The following is a 23,518-nucleotide window of genomic DNA, read 5'->3' as shown; positions in this document are numbered from 1 at the left end:
ATGCCGGTGTTTTACCACCGGCATACGTCATCAACATACTATGTGTTGCTGGTATCTAAAGGATCAAACCCTTTCACCAACTCATCTAAGGCTTTCATCTGTTGCAAGTAAGGCGCTAATTTAGTTAGTGGCAATGCACAGGGGCCATCACACTTCGCTTCATCTGGATTAGGGTGAGCCTCTATAAATAGCCCTGCTAAACCAAGAGCCATTCCGCTACGCGCTAGCTGAGCAGCTTGAGCACGACGTCCATCGGCAGAGGTAGCTCTACCACCTGGCATTTGCAACGCATGGGTAGCATCAAAGATAACTGGCGCATACGACTTCATTGCGTCCATACCAAGCATGTCTACCACTAGATTGTTGTAGCCAAAGCTAGTGCCGCGCTCACACAAAATAACCTGATCGTTGCCCGCTTCACCAAGCTTGGTAATAATATGGCGCATTTCGTGAGGGGCTAAGAACTGCGGTTTTTTCACATTAATAACACTACCGGTTTTTGCCATTGCCACTACTAAGTCGGTTTGACGTGCCAAAAACGCGGGTAATTGAATAACATCAACCACTTCCGCAACAGGCGCAGCTTGATGAGGCTCATGTACATCCGTGATTAACGGTATGTTGAAGGTAGATTTTATCTCTTCAAATATGCGTAGCCCTTCTTCCATACCGGGCCCACGATAGGATGTCACCGAGGAACGGTTTGCTTTATCGAAAGAAGCCTTAAACACATATGGGATACCAAGTTTTTGGGTAACTTCCACGTAGTGTTCGGCAATTTTCATCGCGAGATCCCGCGATTCTAGTACATTCATGCCGCCAAAAAGGACGAACGGTAAATGGTTGGCAACGTCAATATCGCCAACGCGAATAGTTTGCTGTGCTTGTGACATAATAAATTTAAGTGTCCGAGGGTTATTCTAAAAAAGGGGCTGCTTGGTTACCGCGACCATCGCGGTGGCCATAAGAACGGCTAGCGCTGCGATGAAAAATGCCCAGCGACTAACAGGGGTTTTGGCTTTTTTAAGGGCAAACAAACCCAATACGATATAGCCAACCACGCCAATAACCTTAAAGGTTAGCCACGCATTAACAATAGGGTATTGGGAAAGAATAACGCACAACCAAATAGCGCTGGCAAGCAACACGGTATCAACAATATGTGGAACCACTTTCACCCATTTTTTAGATAAGATGCTGGCGTCGAATTGCGACCAGATAAAGCGGAAAATAAACAGTAAGATACTTAATCCTACTGCGGTCAAGTGAAGGTGCTTAGCCATCATATACATATAAATTTCCTGTTCTCATTTTGTCGTTATTTTTGCTAACTATAGCGTAAACCTTGTTAGCTTTAGTTAAACATAATCAGGTGTATCTGGGTATTTGTGCTGGATAGCCTCAAAGCCACTAATGTTAGCCACTAAATAATTCACCAACGCGGGGTCGAAATGGCGGCCACTTTCTTCTTTTAGTACCCCGATAACTTTGTCAATTGGCCAAGGCGCTTTATAGGGTCTGCCATTAATTAACGCGTCAAAGGTGTCTAGCAACGCAGCAATACGGCTTTGCAATAATATATTTTTACCACTTAGTCCTTCAGGATACCCTTTCCCATCCCATCGTTCATGGTGCTCTCTTGCTAATGTGGCGGCAAGTTGTATTGTGGGCCTAGAGGAGCCCTTTAATATTTGATAACCAAATTCAGCATGTTGGCGAATAGCAAATACTTCATCGTCAGAAAGTGGCGTATTTTTTCGCAAAATGGTTTGCGGAACCTGAGAGTTACCTACATCGTGCAATTGTATTGCCTGCTTCAACCTACGTATTTCCTGGTCACTCATGCCGATACCAGAAGCCATCAACTCAGCCATTTCCGACATACGCGTTGCGTGTAAGCTTCCTGGTTCGTCGTAATCCATGGCTTTACTTAATCGCTCTACAATTTCTCGCTGCGTCTTTTCCAGATCCATGGTTTTTAGCACATTATCAAAGGCAAGCTGTACACTATTGGAAAAACGGCGCACTAAGTGTTTATCGTTTTCTCCTAACCGGCGAGGCAAACCCGATAAGTACAAAAGCGCGCCCTCTTGCGTTTTAGAATTGCAGTAGGCCACCACGTGATCCTCAGCATAAACAATTTCCCGCTTTTCCATGGCTTGTTTACACAACGCATACTGCGCATCAGATACCGCATTTTTAAGCGGGATACCTTCTTTATCTGCGTACTCACCATTGCCTGCAAACACATACAACTCATCGTTTTTCTCGCCCTTTGATTGCGCATCAGAAGTGGCTGCCACAGCAGTAGTTATATAGGCGGCATCTTTTGCACAGCCTAATATAGACGCAAGTTGTTGAATAATGCCCTGCATAAATTTTTCTAACGAGTGAGCAGAAAAAAGGTCTACCGAGGCATCAATAATTTTTTCAAGCCCTGCACGGTTTTCTTCAATAACGGTAATGTCTCGATAAGAGCGCAGTGCAGCAATAACCACGGTAAACAGCTTTTGCGACGTGAGTTCTGTCTTCGATTTATAGTCGTTGATATCGTAATTTATAATAACTTCTTTTTCAGGGACCTGACCGGGCTGCCCCGTGCGCAAAATAATGCGAGTGAAGTGGTTTTCGAGTTCGTTTCTTATATAGTTGGCAACTTCTAACCCTGCTTCATCGGTTTCCATTACAACATCAAGTAATACCACCGCGATGTCGTTATGCTCTCGGAAACACGCTTTCGCTTCCTCACCGCTGTATGCACTTATAAAGGTAAGAGTTTTGCCGTTTAATACAAAGTCGTTTAATGCCAACCGCGTAATTGCGTGAACTTCTGGTTCATCATCAACAATAAGTACTTTCCAAGAACCAAACTCTTCCACTTCCGGATCATCATCTTCTTCAATGAAGAGTAAATCATCGTTCATCGTACTTTCTGTCCTTATCTACCTGATAATAAAAGTGCTTACTTTGTTTATAGCGTAGGCGGTAAACCTAGCCTTAGCTATTCCAATAGCCCAGGGTAACACGGTCTAGTTGCGCATAGTCTTTGACAGTTTGCACTTGGATAAAGCCTCGCTCTCTCATAAGCGTCGCTACCGCTTCGCCTTGGTTAAACCCATGCTCAAACGCGAGTATACCCTTATCATACAAATAATCTGGCGCATAACGAACAATATGTCGAATATCTTTTAAGCCATCTTTACCCGAGGTAAGCGCAGAAACTGGTTCAAACCTTACATCTCCTAGAGCGAGAAACGGGCTATCGGCTTCGATATAGGGCGGGTTCGATACTATGACATGAAAACGTTTATTACTAAGCGCATCAAACCAACTGCTCTGCAAAAAACGGGCGTTGGTGATGTTATTTAACCTAGCATTTTGCTGCGCGAGTGCAACCGCTTCGGGAATAACGTCTACGCCAGTAACCCTAGCATTTGGCAATTCACTTGCAAGCGCAAGTGCTATCGCCCCTGTACCCGTACCTAAATCACACAGCGCTAAAGGGCTATCAAACGAGCATAAGCGAATATGCGCAAGGGTTTGTTCTACCAATACTTCGGTATCAGGACGCGGAATTAACGTATGCGCAGACGTAGTAAGCACTAGGCTCCAGAAATCTCGCTTACCGGTAAGATAGGCAATAGGAATGCCCTGTAAACGTCTATCAACCAGGGCGAAAAAACGCGATTGCTGACTACTGGAGAGTTGTTTTTCTGGCCAAGTAAACAAATAGGTTACTGGCTTATCAAGAACATAAGCCAGCAATACTTTCGCATCAACAGCGGGAGACTCCCCCTCTTTTAAGGTTTGCGCCGCGCTACGCAATGCCTCATCAATACGTATCATTACTCGTCAGACAAGGATGCAAGGAGGTCGGCTTGGTGCTCTTGCATAATTGGGTCTAGCAGTTGTTTTAAGTCCCCTTCAATCACTTCATCTAAACGATAAATAGTAAGGTTAATACGGTGATCAGTCACCCGACCTTGAGGGAAATTATACGTGCGAATACGCTCTGAGCGATCGCCACTACCCACTAAACTTTTACGGGTAGACGCTTCTTGTGCGGCACGTTTTTCTTCTTCAATTTGGTTTAAGCGCGCTTGTAGTACCGACATCGCCTTAGCTCGGTTTTTATGCTGTGAACGCTCATCTTGACACTCTACCACCAAGCCGCTAGGTAAGTGAGTAATACGAATAGCCGAGTCGGTTTTGTTTACGTGCTGACCACCCGCACCGGACGCGCGAAAGGTATCAATACGCAGTTCCGCAGGGTTGATCTCGATGGCTTCCGACTCTGGAATTTCTGGTAACACAGCAACCGTACACGCCGAGGTATGTATACGCCCTTGCGACTCTGTTTCGGGAACCCGTTGAACACGGTGACCACCAGACTCAAATTTAAGTACGCCGTAAACCCCTTCACCGCTAACGTTAGCTACAACTTCTTTGTAACCCCCATGCTCGCCTTCGTTTGCATTTACTAAATCTACTCGCCAGCCTTGGTTTTCAGCGTATCGGCTGTACATTCTAAATAAATCGCCAGCGAAAATAGCGGCTTCATCGCCCCCTGCCCCTGCACGAATTTCAAGGAAACAGTTGTTGTCGTCGTTTGGATCCCGTGGCAATAGCAATACTTGCAAATCTGTTTCAAGGCGCTCAATCTCGGCTTTCGCCTCTTTCATTTCTTCTTGCGCCATTTCCCGCATTTCGGCGTCGTCTTCGTTCATCATTTCTTGCGCAGACTCGAGGGTTTCTTGTGCTTGCTGATAGGCATTAAACCCAGCCACCACACCTTCAAGTTGGCTAAATTCTTTCGATAAATTACGGAATTTATCCTGATCGCCAATAACTGCAGGGTCTCCTAACAGGGCCTGAACTTCCTCGAAACGCTCCACCAAGTTTTCGAGCTTTCTGACAACCGACTCTTTCATATTCTTCTATTTACCTTATTTTTTGATATCTGATATGTCATCAGATAACGATAATGCTTGCCCTAACCAACGACTTAATGAGGGGTCGTCATGCATGGCGGCTTCGCGTAATGCCAATGTGGTAGGATGAAGCAATGTATTGGTTAATTTATAGGCCAATTCACCTATTACTGCCTCAGCATTTTTGCCTTCGGCTAATTGAACTAACGCTTTTTCGACTATTTCGTCCCGCTGGCTCATGCCTTTTTGACGATATTGGCGCACCAAGTCGATAGATTGCTGGGAATGCTTCCAGCTTAAATAATCACTTGCTTGCTTCTCAATAAGCTTCTCTGCTTCTTGTGCAGCTTGCTCTCGGTTAGCTAAATTTTTCTGCACTATGTGCTGTAAGTCGTCAACGGTGTATAGATATGCATCGCCAAGTTCGTTCACTTCTGGCTCTATATCTCTAGGTACAGCAAGGTCAACTAAAAACATGGGGGTGTTACGCCGTTCGCGTAATGCCTTTTCTACCATGCCTTTGCCAATTAACGGTAATTGACTGGCAGTAGAACTGATAACAATGTCAAAATCTTTTAAGTGTTCTGGCACCTGCGATAAAGTATAGACGCTGGCATCTAAGGTTTCAGCAAGCGCTTCTGCACGGGCCACCGTTCTATTTGCAACCGCTAAACAACTCACACCTTGTTCTTTTAAATGTTGCGCCACTAGCTCTATTGTTTCCCCTGCCCCCACTAAAAGCACAGAGCGTTTGGGAAGCTCGGCAAATATATGTTTGGCTAACTGTACCGCCGCATATGCCACACTTACCGCATTAGCACCTATTTCGGTTTCACTTCTAACCCGTTTAGCTACCGAAAAGGTATGCTGAAAAAGTTTGTCGAACTCGCTATTGATCATGCCCGAGTGCTTTGCATCACCAAAGGCCTGTTTTACTTGCCCTAAAATTTGTGGTTCGCCAAGGATAAGTGAATCGAGCCCGCTTGCCACCCGCATAATATGCTTAACGGCATCTTCTTGGCTTAGTACATAACTGTTTTGCGCAATTTCTTCTACTTCAAGGCGATGAAAGCGGGACAACCAGTGCAACAAAGCATCGGTATCGCCATTTTGCGTATTAACGTATAACTCAGTACGGTTACAGGTCGACACAATAACCGATTCATCTACACCCTCTAACTTTTTTAAAGACGCAAGGGCTTCCACCAAAGAATCTGGTGTAAACGCCACTTTTTCGCGTAATGCGACTGGGGCAGTTTTGTGGTTGATACCAAGGGCGAGTAAAGTCATTAACATCTATGCTGGCATTGTCGGAGCGGCATTGTACGAAAAAGCCAAAATGATTGAAAGTGTTGGTGAAACTGTGTTCCCATAAAGTATTACTAAAATAGATGTCATCCACTATGATTCGAAATTTTATAATGGCGCTGTTATGCACCTTGTTTATCGGCGCCTGTACGGTTACCCCAGATGGCCCCAAACAGGCGGTAAACCTGAGCGCACAGCTTAAACAGGTTGCCCAGGTAGATACGTGGGAGCTGCGCGGAAAGATGGCGTTTCGTCGCGGTGATGAAGCAGCGAGCGCTAATTTGCGTTGGAAAACCGATGGTGACGATTTTCATTTTAGATTAACGAATATGCTCGGGGTTACTATGGTTAGCATGGTGGTTGACGACAATGGGGCCGTGTTAGAGGCAGATGGCGAGACTTACAAAGACGCTGTTCCTGCACCGCTCATTTATTACGCCACAGGTATGGATGTGCCTGTAGCACCTTTATTATCATGGATAAAAGGTATGCCGCTGGCCACCGATACTTATACATTAAACGATAAAGGGTTACTGGCTACCTTGCGAAGCGGCTGTTCTGGTTGCCAAGGGTGGGATGTTTCCTATTCAAACTATGGCAGCGTTACGTTTTCCGATAGTGTGAACGACAGCGCCCAAAAACAGGTTTGGCTGCCCCATTTAATCACCTTGACCCAAGAGCCCATACAACCACCCCCTACATACAGTGAAACCGCTCCCTCATTAACAACCACACTTAAAATTAGAATATATCAATGGACAATACCGTAACAATTCATCGCGATTGGTGGCCATCACCCGCAAAGTTAAACCTGTTTTTGCATATCCTAGGCAAGTACGACAATGGCTATCACCAACTCGAAAGCCTGTTTCAAATGCTCGATTATGGCGACCGGTTAGCCTTTGAAACCAACGAAACCGGCGATATTGCCATGGCCTTACCTATGGCAGGGGTAAAAGACGAAGATAACCTTATTATTCGGGCGGCAAAACTGCTTGCAGCCCACAGCAAATGCAATAAGGGAGCAAAAATAACCATTGATAAACGTTTGCCTATGGGCGGCGGTATCGGCGGCGGCTCCTCCAATGCAGCCACCACACTGGTTGCACTGAATACCTTGTGGGATACCCAGTTATCCGTTGACGAACTCGCGACCCTCGGCCTTCAACTTGGGGCTGATGTGCCAATTTTTGTGCGCGGTGAAACCGCCTTTGCAGGAGGCGTAGGCGAACGTATTACCTCGGCTCCTCAACCCGAACAGTGGTTTTTAGTGGCAACGCCAAATGTACATATTAGTACTGCTGAGGTTTTCAGTGCCGCAGATTTACCCAGAAATACCCCTTCTATGCGCTGGGAAAACTATAATTTCGAAAAAACTCGCAATGATTGTCAGCAATTAGTCGCTAATCGCTATCCGGAAGTTGCAAAATTATTACAGTGGTTGGTACACTACGCACCGTCGCGAATGACGGGCACAGGTGCAAGCGTTTTTGCTGTCTTTTGTGACCAAGCTTCCGCCAACGATGTACAGGCGAAATTGCCAGCATCAACGAAAAGCTTTGTCGCAAAGGGTGTAAACCGCTCACCGCTATTACAAAAATTAGAAGAACAACATAGTATGTACGCCACATCGGACACGAACTAAACAATTGGGGTATAGCCAAGTTGGTAAGGCAGCGGGTTTTGATCCCGCCATTCGTAGGTTCGAGTCCTGCTACCCCAGCCAAACCTCTTTTATCAATGCACTGAGGAACCCACTTGTGCCAGATATGAAGCTCTTTGCAGGTAATGCTGTACCAGAACTTGCCCAGAAAGTTGCCGATCGCCTCTACACCAAACTTGGCAATGCCAAAGTTGGCCGTTTTAGTGACGGTGAAATCAGCGTAGAAATTCATGAAAACGTCCGTGGTTCGGACGTTTTTATTATCCAGTCTACCTGTGCACCCACTAACGATAACCTTATGGAATTGATTGTGATGATCGACGCATTACGTCGCGCATCAGCCGGTCGTATTACGGCGGTCATTCCTTACTTTGGTTATGCCCGACAAGATCGACGTGTGCGGTCAGCAAGGGTGCCAATTACTGCAAAAGTCGTTGCTGACTTTTTGTCAAACGTTGGTGTAGATCGCGTGCTAACCATCGACCTACACGCTGAGCAAATTCAAGGTTTCTTTGATGTGCCGGTAGACAACGCCTTTGGTACGCCCATTTTGCTTGCCGACATGGTACAACGTGATTTTGCTGATCCAGTTGTGGTATCGCCGGATATCGGTGGTGTTGTGCGCGCACGCGCAACGGCAAAACTGTTAAACGACGCCGACCTTGCCATTATCGATAAGCGTCGTCCGAAAGCTAATGTTGCTCAGGTGATGAATATTATTGGTGATGTCAACGATCGTGACTGCATTATTGTAGATGACATGATTGACACAGGCGGCACATTAGCTAAAGCGGCTGAAGCGTTAAAGAGCCATGGTGCCCGTAACGTGTATGCCTATGCGACTCATGCCATTTTTTCAGGCAATGCCGCGCAAAATTTAAAAGAGTCTGTTATTGATGAAATTATCGTAACTGATTCAATTCCGCTAGCGCCTGATATGCAGAAAATAGGCAAGGTAAAACAACTTACTTTGTCTGAAATGTTGGCTGAGACTATTCGTCGTATTAGTAACGAAGAGTCTATATCGGCAATGTTTGAATACTGATTGCTAGGTACTGGGCTTTGCCCATACCTTAGTTAATGAAAGCGAGCTTATGAAAATAAGCTCGCTTTTTTATTTTAGCCACGCCATTTTCACTCTCTATCATGTGAAGTGTCCCCTGTAATGTCTCAATCTAACTACACTTTGTGGGTTAACTTTACCCTGCGCTACGCGACTTTTTGAAAACTTTACAAAGCTTGCAGGTTCGTTAAACGCTAATTAAGTTTGGGGCGTTTTTTTCACCGCATACAAAAACAGCCTCAAAAGAGGCTGTTTTTATCGGCACCGCGACAAATTAATTGTCGTTGCGAGGTTCAGGATCGACTTCTTCCTCGTCGTCCTCAGGCATTTCTACGTCAACCACAGGAACTTCAACTTCCTTGGTTTCCGTGCGTACATCAACATCCGCGGTGTCTACGTCGTACTCAGGCATTTCTCCGCCCTCTACATCAACATCAGGCATTTCACCTTCGTCCTTTTTCACCACATCGTACTCTGGCATTTCACCGCCATCTACATCTACGTCAGGCATTTCGCCTTCTTCCGTTTTATTTACGTCACATGCACCTAGTGCTAACGCTACGGCTGATACAGCAAACAGTTTATGAAGTTTAAGCATATCTCTCTCCTTAATGTGCTTGTATTTAAATTGTTTGTCTCTTCTACTAAAGCACAGACTATGCCAACGAATTAAAAACTGCGGCAGGCCAACCTAGACCAATTGTGACTTTTAATTTTTAGCAATACCCATTATGTTCTTACCATGGATGTTAATTAAGGAAGGTAACAATGAAGATTAAGCATGCATTAATGGGCGTTGCCGTGTGCTCGCTAACATGGACGCTAACAGGGTGTGGTGAAGATAACGAAAATGTAGAGGACACCATGACAGATAAACCAACGATAGTTGAACAGGAGTCAACCGAGGACGAACGCGTTAAAGCAGTGACCGATTTAGCCGCCGAACCTATTGCGCAAGGCGAAGTGCGCGACGCCTCGCATAAAAAACAGGTTACCCTTACCGGCGCTATTTTTTATAAAGAAGTAGAAGGCGGTTTTTATGCCTTTGTTTCCGATGAGGGTGAGCGCTATACCTTACACGGCCTTGACGAAGTATTTCAGAAAAATGGCCTTGTAGTAGAAATTACCGGGCTGCCTAACCCCGATTTAATGACAACAACTCAATTTGGCACTGTGCTAAAAGTGCTAAACGTTGAGGTATTAGATACCTCCAAGGTTATTGAGGGCCATGCTACGCATTAAAAAGGAGTACGCAGATGATAAGGTGTGTACTCAGCACGAATAAATAAGGCCAAAGGCCTTATTTTTATAGGCTTATGTAATTGTAAGTTGGTGAGCACAGTGGTAGAATTCGCCGCCCTTAAATTTTGGGGGTTGGTTAACTGTGCTTACTAAGCGGGTATTTTTAATATTTGCCTGCTATTAGGGTGCCAGTTATACCAAATCATCGTAGGCTTTGGTCGCGAAAGCCTGCACTTTTAAATTATATTATTTTGGAGACATATAATGTCTAAGTCAGTTTTTTACCATGAAGCGTCTGTTCGTACAGACTTAGGGAAAGGTGCGAGCCGCCGCCTACGTCGCGAAGAGAAGCTTCCTGGCATCATTTACGGTGGTGATGAAGCACCTGTTTCTATCACCCTTGACCACAACAAAATCAACAACTCTGCTGATTTTGAAGCGTTTTACTCTCACGTTCTTACTTTGAACGTAGACGGTAAAGAAGTTGAAGTACTAGTTAAAGACATGCAACGTCACCCGTACAAGCCAAAAATCGTTCACATCGATTTTCAACGCGTAATTGCAGGTCAAGACGTTCACACTAACGTTCCACTTCACTTCATCAACGAAGATAAGTCTGAAGCAATTAAAGCGGGCGGTATTGCTGAGCACCACGTAAATGAAATTGAAGTAACTTGTCAGCCTAAAGACCTACCTGAGTATATCGAAGTAGATATCGCAGCGGTTGAAATGGGTCAAACGGTTCACTTGTCAGACCTTACACTTCCTGCTGGCATCGCATCAGTTGAACTTGCAAAAGACGACGAAGCGCACGACCTAGCGGTAGTAACTGTTAAGCCTGCTCCTAAAGCAGCTGGTACAGAAGAAGGCGACGAAGAAGAAGCTACAGAGGAATAATCCTCTTGGCTGATATTCGCCTTATCGTGGGCCTGGGTAATCCAGGCCCCGAATATGAAAATACCCGACACAATGCCGGTGAATGGTTTCTAAACCAACTTGCCGACACCTTCCATACCCCGCTAAAAGCAGAATCTAAATTTTTCGGAAAAACCGCCCGTGTGACTATAGCAGGTCAAGACGTTAGGTTGCTCTACCCCACTACGTTTATGAACAAAAGTGGCCAAGCGGTAGCGGCACTCGCCAACTTTTACCGAATTGAACCCGAACAAATTTTAGTGGCCTTTGATGAACTCGACTTACCCCCTGGCGTAGCCAAATACAAAGTAGGTGGCAGTTCTAGTCAAAATGGAATTAAAGATATTGTGGCAAGACTGGGTAATAATAGAGATTTCTTACGCTTGCGCATAGGTATTGGCCACCCCGGACATAAAAGCCGCGTAACCGGCCATGTCTTAGGTAAACCACCTAGCGATGAAAAAGCCGCTATAGATAGTGCTATCGACGAAGCCGTACGATGCACAGAGATTTTACTTAAGGGCGACCTCAAACAAGCGCAAAATAGACTACATTCCCATAAAGGGTAAGTCTAGGCACCACTAACTTCCAAACAAGGATCCTACTATGGGTTTTAAATGCGGTATTGTTGGATTACCAAATGTAGGTAAATCGACACTCTTTAATGCACTAACGAAAGCAGGCATTGAAGCGGCCAACTTCCCTTTTTGTACCATCGAGCCGAATACTGGCGTAGTACCTGTTCCGGATCTACGCTTGGACAAACTAGCAGAAATTGTAAATCCTCAACGGGTTATTCCAACCACCATGGAATTTGTTGATATTGCAGGGCTAGTAGAAGGTGCATCAAAAGGTGAAGGTTTAGGTAATAAATTTTTAGCTAACATCCGTGAAACTGATGCTATTGGTCACGTAGTACGCTGTTTTGAAGATGAAAACATTGTGCACGTTGCAGGCAAAGTAAGCCCTAAAGACGACATTGATGTTATCAACACTGAGCTTGCCCTTGCCGATTTAGAAACCACAGAAAAAGCACTTCACCGTGTAGCTAAGCGCGCAAAAGGCGGCGACGCAGATGCGAAGTTTGAGCTAAAAGTTCTAGAAAAAATTAAGCCGCACTTAGATGAAGGCTTGTTGCTACGCGCGTTAGCGTTGACTAAAGAAGAATTAGCCGCCATTAGCTACATGAATATGCTTACTCTTAAGCCAACTATGTACATTGCTAATGTTGACGAAGAAGGCTTCGAGAACAACCCTTATCTTGATCAAGTAAAAGAGATTGCAAGCGGCGAAAATGCAGTAGTGGTTGCAGTTTGCGCATCTATCGAGTCGGATATTGCCGAACTAGATGATGAAGAACGCGATGAGTTTATGGAAGATATGGGCCTTGAAGAGCCCGGTTTAAACCGCGTTATCCGAGCGGGCTATAATCTACTTACGTTGCAAACATACTTTACTGCTGGTGTAAAAGAAGTGCGTGCATGGACCTTCCCTGAAGGGTCAACTGCGCCCCAAGCCGCAGGCAAAATTCACACCGACTTCGAAAAAGGCTTCATTCGTGCGGAAATCGTGAGCTACGACCATTTTGTTGAATACAATGGTGAGCAAGGCGCGAAAGACGCCGGTAAATGGCGCTTAGAAGGTAAAGACTACATAGTGAAAGACGGCGACGTTATTCACTTTAGATTTAACGTGTAGTCTTGGTATAACAGGTTAGGTGTGAAATCACCGGTTAATGCCAGTGTAAACTCGTTAAATACAGAAAGCCGATACCTAGAGTATCGGCTTTTTTTATGCCTGTTGGAGGGCTACTGTTTACCAGGAATCGCGATTATGTAGCCTTGAATGTGGAAGGTTACTTGACGTTTTATTCAGCCTAACCTTTGTTAGCAACGAGCCCCTTCCCACTCACACTTTGTATCGGCGAAAAGTCCTAAGTGAAATGAGAGCGAGCGAAAGCCCAAATAACATAATTGTAGACGGGGAAGAAACGCGTACAGAGGCGTTTTCATACGTATAAAAAATATCCAATGTTCCAGCAGAAGAAACTTTAGCAAGATTGAGAACAGAACCACCGTCGGTCAAGAGCGTTGAATTTGATTCGCCATCCACATCTAGGTCAATAGTGCTTGTACCTATAAACAAAGCAAGAATGCTAGCATCAGTAATAGTTACCGTTTCAGAGTCTGTTACCGGTACAGGAGAAGCAGAAACAATATCTCCAGATGTTCCACTAAAGTCTATTGCTCCGTCGTAAGCGGTAAAGCTTCTTTCAAACGCAAACTCAGGTAATACCGTCACAAGGTCTATACCAGTTGACGTTGATAATGCAAGAAGAGATGCTATCAAACCCTCAACTTCAGAACCGCTGTCTGCCGACGTATTCTCAAGCTCAAACCGCCCTTCCATAAAACCACTAAGCGTTAATGTAACACTTAATAAGTTGAACGCCCCACCGTTATCATCAAACTGGTTTGCAGACAGCGTGTATGAATAGTTAGGGTTGAAATAGTCATCGCTATCAAAGTCAGTATCACCGTCTTTGTCATTAAATACATATTGAGAGGGGGAAGTGATGGCTGTGGCTGTAACAGCCCCAGAAAAAACTAAACTTGATACGAGTGCAAGATTAAACGCAATTTTTTTAAACATAATACACCTTAACAGCTTTATAAGGACAACAGACAACATTAGTATCTACGCTTAAGCAAACTCCATACCAGATAAAAATTTCATATTAAAAACAAAAACATAAATGGTTACTATATAGACAAAGTTTATACTTAAAGAAATTTTAACAATGTATTGTAAACAAACCTGACAGTTAGCAGCCTAGTAGATTGTTTAATTAAAAAAACGATGTCATATTATCTATAAAGTAAACGCCATAGACTCATTCACTAAGAACAACAGCCCATGAATATAAACTACACTGGTTCTATCTCACTGCTATTTTCGACAAAGCCTCTTTTAATATGGTGCACTAAGCGCGTTAATATATTACTCGTGCTATTGCTTTCACTACCATTTTTCACCCACAGCGCTGACGTTAACTGGCACAAGGTTTCTGCTGACAATATTGTTACCTTAGATACCCACTACGGGCCGGTTACTATTGCCCTTGAGCCTGAACTTGCACCCAACCACGTAAACCGTTTTCGTAACCTTATAAAGGATGGCTTTTTCAATCAGCGCTATTTTTACCGTGTGGTAGATGGGTTTGTCGCGCAAGGGGGCAGCAACGAGACACATGACGTCACCCCAGCCACAGATTTGCTTACAGCCGAATTCACTGTACCTTTAGCGAAAGATGCCATGGTTGTAGAAGAAAACGATATGTTCGCCCCTGCCACGGGTTTTTATCATGGCTTTGCCGTGGGTATAGATAAAGCTGCGGATAAAATGTGGGCGTTACACTGCCCTGGCACGGTTGCCTTTGCCCGAGACAATGAAAAAGACACGGGCAGTACAGAGTTTTACATAGTGATAGGTCAAGCTCCTCGGCATTTAGATCGTAATATGTCGGTAGTAGGCCGAGTAGTAGCAGGTATGCCTGCATTGCAGCAGCTTCCCCGTGGTGATAAGAAAGAAAGTGGCTTTATTGCGGCTCCCACAAAAGAGAGCAAAATTACGGGTTCTTATATAGGTACAAAAGCTAACGTTAGTGCAAATGCATCGCCAGAAACCTATTATATGCAACTTCCCACGCACGAAGAATACTTAAAAAGAACAGACTTAGCCCGTAACCTAAACAGCCCTTTTTACCACAATACCGACCATGCTCCGCGACCGGTAGATGTGTGTTACTACCAAACAAAAGCGAGTACGAGTGCGTGGTAACGAATTCGGTTTCGCTCCAATAAATAGTAAAAAGCGTGAATAAAAAGCGATAATTTGATGGTAATTTAACCCCAACGCACACATATTGAGCATTTAGAAAAAGTTAGCAAAAAAGGGGTTGACGGGTGACAGTCATATACGCATAATACGCGCCACTTCCTGAGAGGGAAGAGAAAAATGAAGGCTACGTAGCTCAGCTGGTTAGAGCACATCACTCATAATGATGGGGTCGCAAGTTCGAATCTCGCCGTAGCCACCACTTTCTCAATGTTCTCTTTTAGGAGTGTCTAGTTATGCGGAAGTGGTGGAATTGGTAGACACGCTGGATTTAGGTTCCAGTGCTTCACGGCGTGAGAGTTCAAGTCTCTCCTTCCGCACCAAAGTTGGGGTATAGCCAAGTTGGTAAGGCAACGGGTTTTGATCCCGTCATTCGTAGGTTCGAGTCCTGCTACCCCAGCCAACTTTGAGAAATAACTAGTGTCTATGCGGAAGTGGTGGAATTGGTAGACACGCTGGATTTAGGTTCCAGTGCTTCACGGCGTGAGAGTTCAAGTCTCTCCTTCCGCACCAATTGGGATATAGCCAAGTTGGTAAGGCAGCGGGTTTTGATCCCGCCATTCGTAGGTTCGAGTCCTGCTATCCCAGCCAAATTCTAAAAAGCCGCTCCCATGAGCGGCTTTTTACTGAAAATATGAAAGAAAGGCTACGTAGCTCAGCTGGTTAGAGCACATCACTCATAATGATGGGGTCGCAAGTTCGAATCTCGCCGTAGCCACCATCTTTCATATAGTCCCTCGGGAATACCTAGTTACGCGGAAGTGGTGGAATTGGTAGACACGCTGGATTTAGGTTCCAGTGCTTCACGGCGTGAGAGTTCAAGTCTCTCCTTCCGCACCAATTGGGATATAGCCAAGTTGGTAAGGCAGCGGGTTTTGATCCCGCCATTCGTAGGTTCGAGTCCTGCTATCCCAGCCATATTCTTAAAAAACCGCTCCTATGAGCGGTTTTTTATTGCCTAAAATATAGATGAAGGTACGTAAAGTGCATAAAATTCCTAATACACGGCATAAATCTTCATAAATACACCGTGTTTCATTGCTTTATTTAGACAGTCGTCATGCTAGTATTGCTTATTAACTCAATTTGGGTCTTTCCTTTTTGTATGTACAAATAAGCTTGCCAGTAGCGTTGACGTTAGGCTACAACACCCTTGTAGCCGCGTGATGTATAAGTTCAGCGAAAGACTTTATTAAAAAAATAACGAAGGAAAGTGCGTGATAAACGAATTCGTTTCATTAGTGAATAATGTGTTATGGGGCGACGGGCAAGTTCTCATAATTATGCTTTTGGCCTGCGGCATATGGTTTACGGTAAAACTTGGTGGTGTACAACTTCGCCACTTTGGCCACATGTTTGCCCTATTAAGAAACAGTACCACATCAAGCAAAGAAGGCATTAGTTCCTTTCAGGCATTGTGTACCAGTTTATCCGCGCGGGTAGGCACAGGTAATTTAGCCGGGGTAGCTGTGGCTATTTCTCTTGGTGGCTCAGGGGCTATTTTCTGGATGTGGATGATTGCCATATTAGGTATGGCCACCGGCTTTGCCGAAAGTGTCCTTGGTCAGTTGTACAAAGTACGAGATGAAAACGGCGAATTCCGTGGCGGACCTGCGTACTACATAAAACAAGGGTTAAACAAAACCTGGTTGGCTGTAGCATTCTCACTATGCTTATTCTTCGGCTATGGGTTTGTTTTTAGTGCGGTACAGGCCAACACCATTACCGATGCCTTAAACAACGCGTATAACTTCCCCAGTGAATATGTAGGTATAGTGATTATTGCGCTGGCAGCATTAATTGTAGTGGGCGGCTTACGAGGTATTGCACGCTTCGCAGAGTTTGTCGTGCCCTTCATGGGAATAGGCTACGTGCTTGTTGCTCTTGTTATTACTTTTATCAATATTTCTGAACTTCCAGCCATGCTGTTAGATATTATTAAGTCTGCATTTGGGCTTCAAGAAGCAGGGGCAGGCGCATTAGGCGCAGCTATCAAAAATGGTATCCAGCGCGGCCTGTATTCCAACGAGGCCGGCAGTGGCTCGGTGCCTCACGCTGCGGCGAGCGCAGTACCTAATCCAAACCATCCGGTTTCTCAAGGCTACATACAAATGCTAGGGGTATTTCTTGATACGCTTATTTTGTGTACTTCAACAGCATTTATCATTTTACTGGCGGGCGGCTCTAGTTCCGACCAAATGGAAGGCATTCGGTTAACGCAAGATGCAATGAGCAGTCATTTAGGTGAAGGCGGTACCGACTTTGTGGCCGCAGCCATTAGCTTGTTTGCGTTTACGTCGGTAGTAGCAAACTATGCTTATGGCGAAAGTAACCTGCATATGTTTAAGTTGGATAACAAAATAGGCCGTGCTGTGTATACCATCGGCTATTTGGGCATGATTTATTGGGGTGCACAAGCTGCCCTACCGCAAGTATGGGCGATGGCCGATATGGCATTGGGCTTAATGACGGTTATTAATATTATTGCCATTGTATGGATGACACCTACTATCGTTTCTATCAGCAAAGATTACTTTAAAAAGAAAGACAGTGGCGAAACCGTGGAATATAAAACAGGTGATTGCGAGATCCAGGGCCAGTCTGAAGACGGCATTTGGAAATAGCGCTGCAATAACAAACCACATCTATATAAAGGAGGCTAAATTGCCTCCTTTTTTATTACTTAAATTGCTGCATGTAATACCCTAGATGTCAGCATTCAATAACGGAGTCCACCCGTTAACACCGGTTTAGTTCCATGATCCAGCGTTGACATCCCGTGTTTAAAGCGCGCCTTATAGTGCCACCGGTAAGTGGCCAGTTTTCACCCAAATTATGGTTTCCTGTGTTACGAACGGGTGGTGTTCGCTCATATGGGGATTACGTAGCCAAGTACCTTGCGGGTATTCACCTCGCTCATCCTTAAACACCCCAGATAATACAAAAATCTCTTCTCCACCAAAATGCTTATGAGGCTTGAACACTTCGCCTGCTGGCCACTTCACTAAGGCCACATGCTCATGTTCAAAATTATGCAACGGCATTACTTCAAGCCCGCCCTGCCCCTTTAGCCAAGGCGTGGTGTTCGTGTTCACCCTTACTTCGAGTAAATCTCGTTTATCAAACTGGTTTAGCTTCACCAAAATAACACAGCCACCTTTACTAAACGGGCTATGCTTACTGCCCGGTGGATTGCGTAAATAGGTGCCTTTCGGGTAGTCTCCGTGCTCATCGGAAAATACGCCCTCTAACACCAAAATTTCTTCACCATAAGGGTGACTATGCTGCTTAAAGCTTGCGCCTGCCTCATACTTCACCACACTGGTAGTATGGCCAGACTCTTTGGCTTCACGCTCAAGTGGCTTGCGCCATACCGTAGCCGATGGTGACGCTTGCCATTGTTCACTAAACGTGTGAATTACTATTCGTTCGTCGAAGTTCATATTGAACATGATGCTGTTACTTCCTTTAGCAAATTATTCGCTAAGCGTAGCAAATTTGGAAAATGTTAGGGACCACTATCGTGACAGTCATAACATGGCCACTATCGTGACAGGCATAGCATGGCCACTATCGTGACAGGCATAGCATGGCCACTATCGTGACAGGCATAGCATGGCCACTATCGTGACAGGCATAGCATGGCCACTATCGTGACAGGCATAGCATGCCCACTATCGTGACAGTCATAGCATGCCCACTATTGTGACAGGCATAGCATGCCCCCTATCGAGACAGGCATAGCATGCCCACTATTGTGACAGGCATAGCATTGGCCACTATCGTGACAGGCATAGCATGCCCACTATTGTGACAGGCATAGCATGCCCACTATCGAGACAGGCATAGCATGGCCACTATCGTGACAGGCATAGCATGGCCACTATCGTGACAGGCATAGCATGGCCACTATCGTGACAGGCACAGCATGCCCACTATCGTGACAGGCATAGCATGGCCACTATTGTGACAGGCATAGCATGCCCACTATTGTGACAGGCATAGCAGTGACAAAAACACATAGCAACTTACGAATTGCCCTCTTATTCAGGCCTTAGCATTTTAAAGTAATTTTCTTGAGAAATGGTGTAGTAGTCACCTTGTCCACCTCCACGGCTTACGGGGGCTGCTTTTATTGTGCTGTACACGCCACTTTCTAATAGCGACTTATCAATATGAACCCCCACCACTTCGCCCATAACCCACCAGCTGTTAACCAATGCCCCCGACGCAGACTTCAATTGAACGATATCGGTTAGTTTACACTCCATGCTAACTTTACTTGCTTTAACACGGGGCACGCTTACTATTTCGCTATCCACTGTCTCAAGGCCTGCAGCGTCGAATTCACTTTCTTCTGGCATTAAGGGTTTACTTGTTACGTTCATGGCATCGACTAGGTCTTGAGATACTAGGTTCCAACAAAACTCTCCGGTTTCTTGCACATTTCGCAGCGAATCTTTTTTACTGCCCACACAACAAAAGCCAATAATTGGCGGCGTATAATTAAGTGCATTGAAAAAACTATAGGGCGCTAGGTTTAATACCCCTGCTTTTGATTTTGTAGAAACCCAACCTATAGGGCGTGGTGCGATAATAGCGTTAAACGGGTCGTGGGCAAGGCCGTGGCCTTCCTTGGGCTGATAAAAATGTATATTAGACAAAACCTTTCCTTTAAAAATTGTGCTAGGGTAACTATTACTAACTATATAAAACAGTATAAATAACGCAGAGATAGCGCTCTAAGTACTATAAATCCTTATCGCCCTTTGTACGTTAATTTCTACATCCCGATCTATTCCCAGTAACATAGCAAGGTGCTTTATGAACCCGCGTACTATCGCTTTTTCTCGAACTCGTTTAACAGAACTTATGGTCCCCTCTTTCGCGAACTTCGGCGGTAAGGTACACGGCGGCGTTATTCTTTCTTTAATGGATAAAGTAGCTTATGCCTGCGCCAGTAAACACGCCGGCGCTTATTGCGTAACCGTAACCGTTGATGGCGTAGAATTTTTACAGCCCGTTGAAGTAGGTGAGCTGCTCCATCTGGATGCCACGGTACACTACGTTGGTAATACCTCGTTAGTCGTAGGTATAAAAGTTACCTCTGAAGACATTAAAAGCAATGCGGTAAAACACACCAATAACAGCTTTTTTACCATGGTAGCGAAAGATGATAATGGTAACCCTGTAAAAGTGCCTGAGCTTGAACTTACAAGCCATCAAGAAATGCGACACTTTGTTACCGCTATTCGCCGCAGCAAAATTAAAAAAGAGGCGCAAATACGCCTACAACAAGACTATGATGCGTTTATTCCCAAAGAAGATTTCGCCTTGCTAGACTCACATCGATGCCAGCTTGCGTTTGAAAAAGAATAGCCTTTTGATAACCAATAATCCCCGAATAAAAAGCCTATAAGCGAATGGCTTAAACAAAAAAGCGGAACTAGAGTAGAACTCTATTTCCGCTTTTATTAGCTAACTTATTAAGCATGCAAAGCACGCCATTACATCAGAACGTGTAGCTAACTTTACCGTATACATAACGGCCGGTGAAACCGTAAGGCGAGAAGCCAGAATACGGGAAGATATTTGAAAAGGTTGTAACCTCATCTACTAGATTTCTTGTAGCTTCAGGGTAAACATCAAATACATTATTCGCTCCCACTGATACAGACAAACCTTCAGTAAGCGCTACTCGCACGTCTAAATCCGTGATCCACTCAGATGGGATAATTTCATTAAGCGCTGGATCTGAAGATGGGTCTTCCACTTCACCGTAGCGTGTGGTGCGCAAGGTTGTTGTGTAGCGATCATAATTCCAGGTTACACCTAGATTTAGTTTGCTATCAGGCGAACTTGTTTCAAATCGACGTAGCTCAACATCGCTAAACAGGTTGCTTTGATCAAAACCTGCCCCTTGGAGCTCTTCTGGCGCGTCTAAAATATCAGTGACTTCATTATCGTTGAAGTTAATACCTGCATTGAAGTTAAACGCACCGTAGTCGGCGGTGTTCAATGTATAGGTAGATACTATGTCAACACCTTCAGTGCGCGAATTAATCGCATTAAGGAAGAAGCGCGCGCGGTTAGCACCGGTACCTTCTAGTAATGCTTCAATGGCTTCGCCTGAAAGGTTATTCGACAATACAATACGATCATCAATATCTATGCGGTAGAAATCAACGGTTAAGTTGAAATCTGCGGTGGGTGAATAAGTAAAGCCCGCACTGTAGTTATTCGACTCTTCCGCATCTAGACCTGGGCTTCCTAGCGCTTGCGCTACGTCACTTGAGGGCGCGAAAGTACCTGTTTCGGTAGGCACGCCGTCAACAAAAACAGTGGCAATAGAGGTAAAGAACTGCTGTTGTAGCGAGGGCGCTCTAAAGCCGGTTGATACGGATGCACGCAGTGCGAATGCGTCGGTAACCGTTACCCGATTAGATAGCTTCCAGTTAAACGTGCTACCAAAATCAGAATAGTCTTCGTAACGACCTGCAATTGCTACGTTCCAGTTCTCAATCACGTCAGCTTCAACATCTACATAAAAACTGTAGTTATGACGACTATTTTCACCTGCAGATTCAGGTGTAAAACCAGGAAACACCTGTGATCCAGCTGCACCAAAAGGGCCTTCAACAGGGTCGGTTTCTACACCACCTGGGCCAAACGTGCCCTGAATATAGGAATTCTCTTCACCGGCAGAAATTTCATAGCTTTCGTGACGATATTCGGCGCCCATCGCGAAGTTCATTTCGCTATAAAATACGCCAGTATCGACCAAACGTGATGCATCAGCATTCACTATGGTAGTGTTGTATTCCAAGGTACCCGCATCAAAACTAGTTTGACTTGTTGGCCCCAACGAAGTGTTTAAGCTATTAATAACACTATATTCAAGCTCGTTCCCTCCGTGGGTAACAGAAAGGTCGTAATTCCAAACATCACCATAGCCTTTAATACCAGCGAGCAACGATCTGTCAGCGATATCGGTTTGAATAGTTGGCAAGAAACCATCGGGGTAAATTTCAATAATATTACGGGTATCTGAGGCACGGCGATAGAAACCACCACCAAGAGAGTCTCGCGAACTCATTCCTGCGGTAGCATAAAACTCAATGTCGTCAGTCAGTGCTTTACCAGCGTTAACAAACAACGCATAGTCTTCCACTTCACCGTTACCATAAACGTGGTTATAGCGGTTTACGGTAAATTCTCGTTCGTCCAAATCGCCGTTTTCATCGCGGGCATAATTTTCACGAGGGTCAAAATCGGAACGGTTTGCTTCACCACGGTCGCGGTATTCGGCAGACACGTTTACAAATCCATCATTACCCCATTCAAAGCCAATGTTGCCACGTAAGGTAAATGTTTGGCCGTCAGTCAGTTCTCTATCAGAACCTGTATCAAACGCTAAATTTCCTTCGGCATCAGCACTTACCCCTTCAAGGTTAGGTACGCCGTCCATAGTAGTAACATTTGCGCCATAGGTAGCTGATACTTCGCCGCCTTCAGCAGCGTCTTTCAACACTATATTGATAACGCCCGCTATAGCATCTGAACCGTATTGGGCTGCTGCACCATCGCGCAGTACTTCTATGCGTTTAATGGCATTTGCCGGAATGGCATTTAAATCTACCGCAGAAGATCCACGTCCAACGGAACCATTTAAGTTAAGGAGTGCCGAAGTGTGGCGACGCTTACCATTTACCAGTACCAGGGTATGATCCGGTGCTAGACCACGAAGCTGTGCTGGGCGCACGTGATCGGTACCGTCAGTAACCGAAGGCTGAGGGAAGTTGAAGCTAGGCAACAAGCTATTTAGGATCATATTCGTTTCGGTTAAGCCTGTTGCTTCAATAGAAGAAGCATCGATAATATCGATAGGTACCGGAGAATCATTTATGGTTCGGCCCACACGGCGCGAACCCACAATTTGAATTTGCTCTACGTCTTGTTCGTCGATGGTTTGTTCTTGCGCAAATGCTGGCGAGGCCAAAGGCATTCCGGCAATTGCACCGGCGATAAGAGAAAGCTTGAATACAGTGGGGCTAAATTTACCCTGTGGCTTTTTATCCTGATACATTGTGATGTTCCTGATTTGTGTGTGTTTACATCTAAAAAGCGGGCGCTTTTTTAATCGCCCGTGTAGCGATGCATGTTGCTTTAAGTAATTAACTGATCACTACATTCTGTTGTCAGGGGCACGAATTAACGCCAGGTGTCTGAACGACTTATTATTATTAGGTATGACGGGCGAAATTCCCGTGACAGGAGTTAATCACAAAATAGTTCACTCACACAATACCCCGCCAGTATTATTTTTAGAATATCGATAGTGCGCAGAGTTTTCGGGATAGATCACTTTCACGTAGCCTTAAACTTAATGTAGCCACTAAATTATGGGTTAAAAATTCCCCCACACAAAACTACTGAACATTGCCCTTGGACTAAACGAGATAAAAAAAAGCCCCTGACATCTCAGGGGCTTTTTGGGTA

21 protein-coding genes and 9 tRNA genes are annotated in these 23,518 nt (G+C 44.9%); 19 read left to right on the top strand and 11 right to left on the bottom strand.

All coding sequences use genetic code 11. From position 1 onward, the window contains the following. Positions 1 to 38 precede the first annotated feature (38 nt). The 6 genes from kdsA to hemA form a co-directional block, all read right to left on the bottom strand. Complete coding sequence (gene kdsA, locus GTH32_RS07585; RefSeq protein ID WP_163084632.1) at positions 39 to 893, bottom strand: 3-deoxy-8-phosphooctulonate synthase; 855 nt, start codon at positions 891 to 893, stop codon at positions 39 to 41. A 27-nt stretch (positions 894 to 920) separates the two neighbouring features. Beyond that, positions 921 to 1,292, bottom strand: a complete 372-nt coding sequence (locus tag GTH32_RS07580) for a SirB2 family protein (RefSeq protein ID WP_163084631.1) — start codon at positions 1,290 to 1,292, stop codon at positions 921 to 923. Positions 1,293 to 1,358: 66 nt separating this feature from the next. After that, a complete protein-coding gene (locus GTH32_RS07575) occupies positions 1,359 to 2,924 on the bottom strand; it encodes a DUF3369 domain-containing protein (protein WP_163084630.1) in 1,566 nt (521 codons plus the stop codon). Between the two features lie 73 nt (positions 2,925 to 2,997). Further along, positions 2,998 to 3,843, bottom strand: coding sequence for a peptide chain release factor N(5)-glutamine methyltransferase (gene prmC / locus GTH32_RS07570; RefSeq protein WP_343033398.1), 846 nt, complete (start codon positions 3,841 to 3,843; stop codon positions 2,998 to 3,000). 2 nt (positions 3,844 to 3,845) lie between these two features. Then, complete coding sequence (gene prfA, locus GTH32_RS07565) at positions 3,846 to 4,931, bottom strand: peptide chain release factor 1 (protein ID WP_163084628.1); 1,086 nt, start codon at positions 4,929 to 4,931, stop codon at positions 3,846 to 3,848. A gap of 15 nt (positions 4,932 to 4,946) precedes the next feature. Then, the gene (gene hemA / locus GTH32_RS07560) at positions 4,947 to 6,221 is read right to left on the bottom strand and encodes a glutamyl-tRNA reductase (RefSeq protein WP_163084627.1); all 1,275 of its coding nucleotides are present in this window, start codon (positions 6,219 to 6,221) and stop codon (positions 4,947 to 4,949) included. 113 nt (positions 6,222 to 6,334) lie between these two features. On the opposite strand from hemA, the gene lolB reads away from it, so the two are divergent. From lolB to GTH32_RS07540, 4 genes are all read left to right on the top strand, one after another. Next, the gene (lolB, locus tag GTH32_RS07555) at positions 6,335 to 7,009 is read left to right on the top strand and encodes a lipoprotein insertase outer membrane protein LolB (RefSeq protein ID WP_163084626.1); all 675 of its coding nucleotides are present in this window, start codon (positions 6,335 to 6,337) and stop codon (positions 7,007 to 7,009) included. Beyond that, the gene (gene ispE / locus GTH32_RS07550; protein ID WP_163084625.1) at positions 6,994 to 7,884 is read left to right on the top strand and encodes a 4-(cytidine 5'-diphospho)-2-C-methyl-D-erythritol kinase; all 891 of its coding nucleotides are present in this window, start codon (positions 6,994 to 6,996) and stop codon (positions 7,882 to 7,884) included. Before lolB ends, ispE begins: the two co-directional genes overlap by 16 nt. A gap of 5 nt (positions 7,885 to 7,889) precedes the next feature. Then, positions 7,890 to 7,965, top strand: a tRNA-Gln gene (locus tag GTH32_RS07545). 43 nt (positions 7,966 to 8,008) lie between these two features. Next, positions 8,009 to 8,947, top strand: a complete 939-nt coding sequence (locus GTH32_RS07540; protein ID WP_246223176.1) for a ribose-phosphate pyrophosphokinase — start codon at positions 8,009 to 8,011, stop codon at positions 8,945 to 8,947. A 292-nt stretch (positions 8,948 to 9,239) separates the two neighbouring features. Here GTH32_RS07540 and GTH32_RS07535 read toward each other — a convergent pair whose 3' ends face one another. Continuing rightward, positions 9,240 to 9,563, bottom strand: a complete 324-nt coding sequence (locus GTH32_RS07535) for a hypothetical protein (RefSeq protein ID WP_163084623.1) — start codon at positions 9,561 to 9,563, stop codon at positions 9,240 to 9,242. A gap of 170 nt (positions 9,564 to 9,733) precedes the next feature. Between GTH32_RS07535 and GTH32_RS07530 the strand changes: the two genes are divergently transcribed. The 4 genes from GTH32_RS07530 (at position 9,734) to ychF (ending at position 12,820) form a co-directional block, all read left to right on the top strand. Beyond that, on the top strand, positions 9,734 to 10,207 hold the full coding sequence (locus GTH32_RS07530; protein WP_163084622.1) for a ribose-phosphate pyrophosphokinase: 474 nt from the start codon (positions 9,734 to 9,736) through the stop codon (positions 10,205 to 10,207). 264 nt (positions 10,208 to 10,471) lie between these two features. Beyond that, positions 10,472 to 11,104: a 50S ribosomal protein L25/general stress protein Ctc gene (locus GTH32_RS07525; protein WP_163084621.1), complete on the top strand. Its 633-nt coding sequence runs from the start codon at positions 10,472 to 10,474 to the stop codon at positions 11,102 to 11,104. Positions 11,105 to 11,109: 5 nt separating this feature from the next. Further along, on the top strand, positions 11,110 to 11,691 hold the full coding sequence (gene pth / locus GTH32_RS07520) for an aminoacyl-tRNA hydrolase (RefSeq protein ID WP_163084620.1): 582 nt from the start codon (positions 11,110 to 11,112) through the stop codon (positions 11,689 to 11,691). A 37-nt stretch (positions 11,692 to 11,728) separates the two neighbouring features. Further along, complete coding sequence (gene ychF, locus GTH32_RS07515; RefSeq protein ID WP_163084619.1) at positions 11,729 to 12,820, top strand: redox-regulated ATPase YchF; 1,092 nt, start codon at positions 11,729 to 11,731, stop codon at positions 12,818 to 12,820. 210 nt (positions 12,821 to 13,030) lie between these two features. Here ychF and GTH32_RS07510 read toward each other — a convergent pair whose 3' ends face one another. Continuing rightward, the gene (locus GTH32_RS07510) at positions 13,031 to 13,774 is read right to left on the bottom strand and encodes a choice-of-anchor E domain-containing protein (protein ID WP_163084618.1); all 744 of its coding nucleotides are present in this window, start codon (positions 13,772 to 13,774) and stop codon (positions 13,031 to 13,033) included. 264 nt (positions 13,775 to 14,038) lie between these two features. Between GTH32_RS07510 and GTH32_RS07505 the strand changes: the two genes are divergently transcribed. The 10 genes from GTH32_RS07505 to GTH32_RS07460 all read left to right on the top strand — a co-directional run bounded on the left by GTH32_RS07505 (position 14,039) and on the right by GTH32_RS07460 (position 17,643). Next, positions 14,039 to 14,962, top strand: coding sequence for a peptidylprolyl isomerase (locus tag GTH32_RS07505; protein ID WP_163084617.1), 924 nt, complete (start codon positions 14,039 to 14,041; stop codon positions 14,960 to 14,962). Between the two features lie 182 nt (positions 14,963 to 15,144). Further along, positions 15,145 to 15,221: transfer RNA gene (locus GTH32_RS07500), tRNA-Met, on the top strand. A gap of 36 nt (positions 15,222 to 15,257) precedes the next feature. Then, positions 15,258 to 15,342: transfer RNA gene (locus tag GTH32_RS07495), tRNA-Leu, on the top strand. Positions 15,343 to 15,346: 4 nt separating this feature from the next. Then, positions 15,347 to 15,422, top strand: a tRNA-Gln gene (locus tag GTH32_RS07490). A 25-nt stretch (positions 15,423 to 15,447) separates the two neighbouring features. Beyond that, positions 15,448 to 15,532 (top strand) — tRNA-Leu (locus GTH32_RS07485). A gap of 2 nt (positions 15,533 to 15,534) precedes the next feature. Next, a tRNA-Gln gene (locus GTH32_RS07480) sits at positions 15,535 to 15,610 on the top strand. Between the two features lie 53 nt (positions 15,611 to 15,663). Beyond that, positions 15,664 to 15,740, top strand: a tRNA-Met gene (locus tag GTH32_RS07475). Positions 15,741 to 15,774: 34 nt separating this feature from the next. Further along, positions 15,775 to 15,859 (top strand) — tRNA-Leu (locus tag GTH32_RS07470). A 2-nt stretch (positions 15,860 to 15,861) separates the two neighbouring features. Beyond that, positions 15,862 to 15,937, top strand: a tRNA-Gln gene (locus tag GTH32_RS07465). 299 nt (positions 15,938 to 16,236) lie between these two features. Further along, positions 16,237 to 17,643 (top strand): amino acid carrier protein, encoded by a 1,407-nt coding sequence (locus GTH32_RS07460; RefSeq protein WP_163084616.1) that lies wholly within the window; start codon positions 16,237 to 16,239, stop codon positions 17,641 to 17,643. A 171-nt stretch (positions 17,644 to 17,814) separates the two neighbouring features. Here GTH32_RS07460 and GTH32_RS07455 read toward each other — a convergent pair whose 3' ends face one another. Together GTH32_RS07455 and GTH32_RS07450 are read right to left on the bottom strand one after the other, a co-directional pair. Next, complete coding sequence (locus GTH32_RS07455) at positions 17,815 to 18,471, bottom strand: cupin domain-containing protein (protein ID WP_163084615.1); 657 nt, start codon at positions 18,469 to 18,471, stop codon at positions 17,815 to 17,817. 591 nt (positions 18,472 to 19,062) lie between these two features. After that, on the bottom strand, positions 19,063 to 19,683 hold the full coding sequence (locus GTH32_RS07450; protein WP_163084614.1) for a flavin reductase family protein: 621 nt from the start codon (positions 19,681 to 19,683) through the stop codon (positions 19,063 to 19,065). A 160-nt stretch (positions 19,684 to 19,843) separates the two neighbouring features. On the opposite strand from GTH32_RS07450, the gene GTH32_RS07445 reads away from it, so the two are divergent. Then, positions 19,844 to 20,398 (top strand): acyl-CoA thioesterase, encoded by a 555-nt coding sequence (locus tag GTH32_RS07445; protein ID WP_163084613.1) that lies wholly within the window; start codon positions 19,844 to 19,846, stop codon positions 20,396 to 20,398. A gap of 133 nt (positions 20,399 to 20,531) precedes the next feature. Here GTH32_RS07445 and GTH32_RS07440 read toward each other — a convergent pair whose 3' ends face one another. Continuing rightward, positions 20,532 to 23,105, bottom strand: coding sequence for a TonB-dependent receptor plug domain-containing protein (locus GTH32_RS07440; RefSeq protein WP_163084612.1), 2,574 nt, complete (start codon positions 23,103 to 23,105; stop codon positions 20,532 to 20,534). Positions 23,106 to 23,518 lie beyond the last annotated feature (413 nt).

It is taken from the genome of Alteromonas profundi, from assembly GCF_010500865.1.
Lineage (GTDB): Bacteria > Pseudomonadota > Gammaproteobacteria > Enterobacterales > Alteromonadaceae > Alteromonas > Alteromonas profundi.
The sequence above is the reverse complement of the archived record's forward strand: the minus strand, read 5'-3'. Positions and strand labels throughout refer to the sequence as shown.

Excerpts from the sequence above, each read along its gene's own strand:
- GTH32_RS07575 (WP_163084630.1), bottom strand. The coding sequence starts at position 2,924 with ATGAACGATGATTTACTCTTCATTGAAGAAGATGATGATCCGGAAGTG.
- GTH32_RS07535 (WP_163084623.1), bottom strand. The coding sequence starts at position 9,563 with ATGCTTAAACTTCATAAACTGTTTGCTGTATCAGCCGTAGCGTTAGCA.
- GTH32_RS07540 (WP_246223176.1), top strand. The coding sequence starts at position 8,009 with ATGAAGCTCTTTGCAGGTAATGCTGTACCAGAACTTGCCCAGAAAGTT.
- GTH32_RS07455 (WP_163084615.1), bottom strand. The coding sequence starts at position 18,471 with ATGTTCAATATGAACTTCGACGAACGAATAGTAATTCACACGTTTAGT.
- kdsA (WP_163084632.1), bottom strand. The coding sequence starts at position 893 with ATGTCACAAGCACAGCAAACTATTCGCGTTGGCGATATTGACGTTGCC.
- hemA (WP_163084627.1), bottom strand. The coding sequence starts at position 6,221 with ATGACTTTACTCGCCCTTGGTATCAACCACAAAACTGCCCCAGTCGCA.
- prfA (WP_163084628.1), bottom strand. The coding sequence starts at position 4,931 with ATGAAAGAGTCGGTTGTCAGAAAGCTCGAAAACTTGGTGGAGCGTTTC.
- GTH32_RS07445 (WP_163084613.1), top strand. The coding sequence starts at position 19,844 with ATGAACCCGCGTACTATCGCTTTTTCTCGAACTCGTTTAACAGAACTT.
- GTH32_RS07580 (WP_163084631.1), bottom strand. The coding sequence starts at position 1,292 with ATGTATATGATGGCTAAGCACCTTCACTTGACCGCAGTAGGATTAAGT.
- GTH32_RS07530 (WP_163084622.1), top strand. The coding sequence starts at position 9,734 with ATGAAGATTAAGCATGCATTAATGGGCGTTGCCGTGTGCTCGCTAACA.
- ispE (WP_163084625.1), top strand. The coding sequence starts at position 6,994 with ATGGACAATACCGTAACAATTCATCGCGATTGGTGGCCATCACCCGCA.
- GTH32_RS07440 (WP_163084612.1), bottom strand. The coding sequence starts at position 23,105 with ATGTATCAGGATAAAAAGCCACAGGGTAAATTTAGCCCCACTGTATTC.
- ychF (WP_163084619.1), top strand. The coding sequence starts at position 11,729 with ATGGGTTTTAAATGCGGTATTGTTGGATTACCAAATGTAGGTAAATCG.
- GTH32_RS07510 (WP_163084618.1), bottom strand. The coding sequence starts at position 13,774 with ATGTTTAAAAAAATTGCGTTTAATCTTGCACTCGTATCAAGTTTAGTT.
- GTH32_RS07505 (WP_163084617.1), top strand. The coding sequence starts at position 14,039 with ATGAATATAAACTACACTGGTTCTATCTCACTGCTATTTTCGACAAAG.
- GTH32_RS07525 (WP_163084621.1), top strand. The coding sequence starts at position 10,472 with ATGTCTAAGTCAGTTTTTTACCATGAAGCGTCTGTTCGTACAGACTTA.
- lolB (WP_163084626.1), top strand. The coding sequence starts at position 6,335 with ATGATTCGAAATTTTATAATGGCGCTGTTATGCACCTTGTTTATCGGC.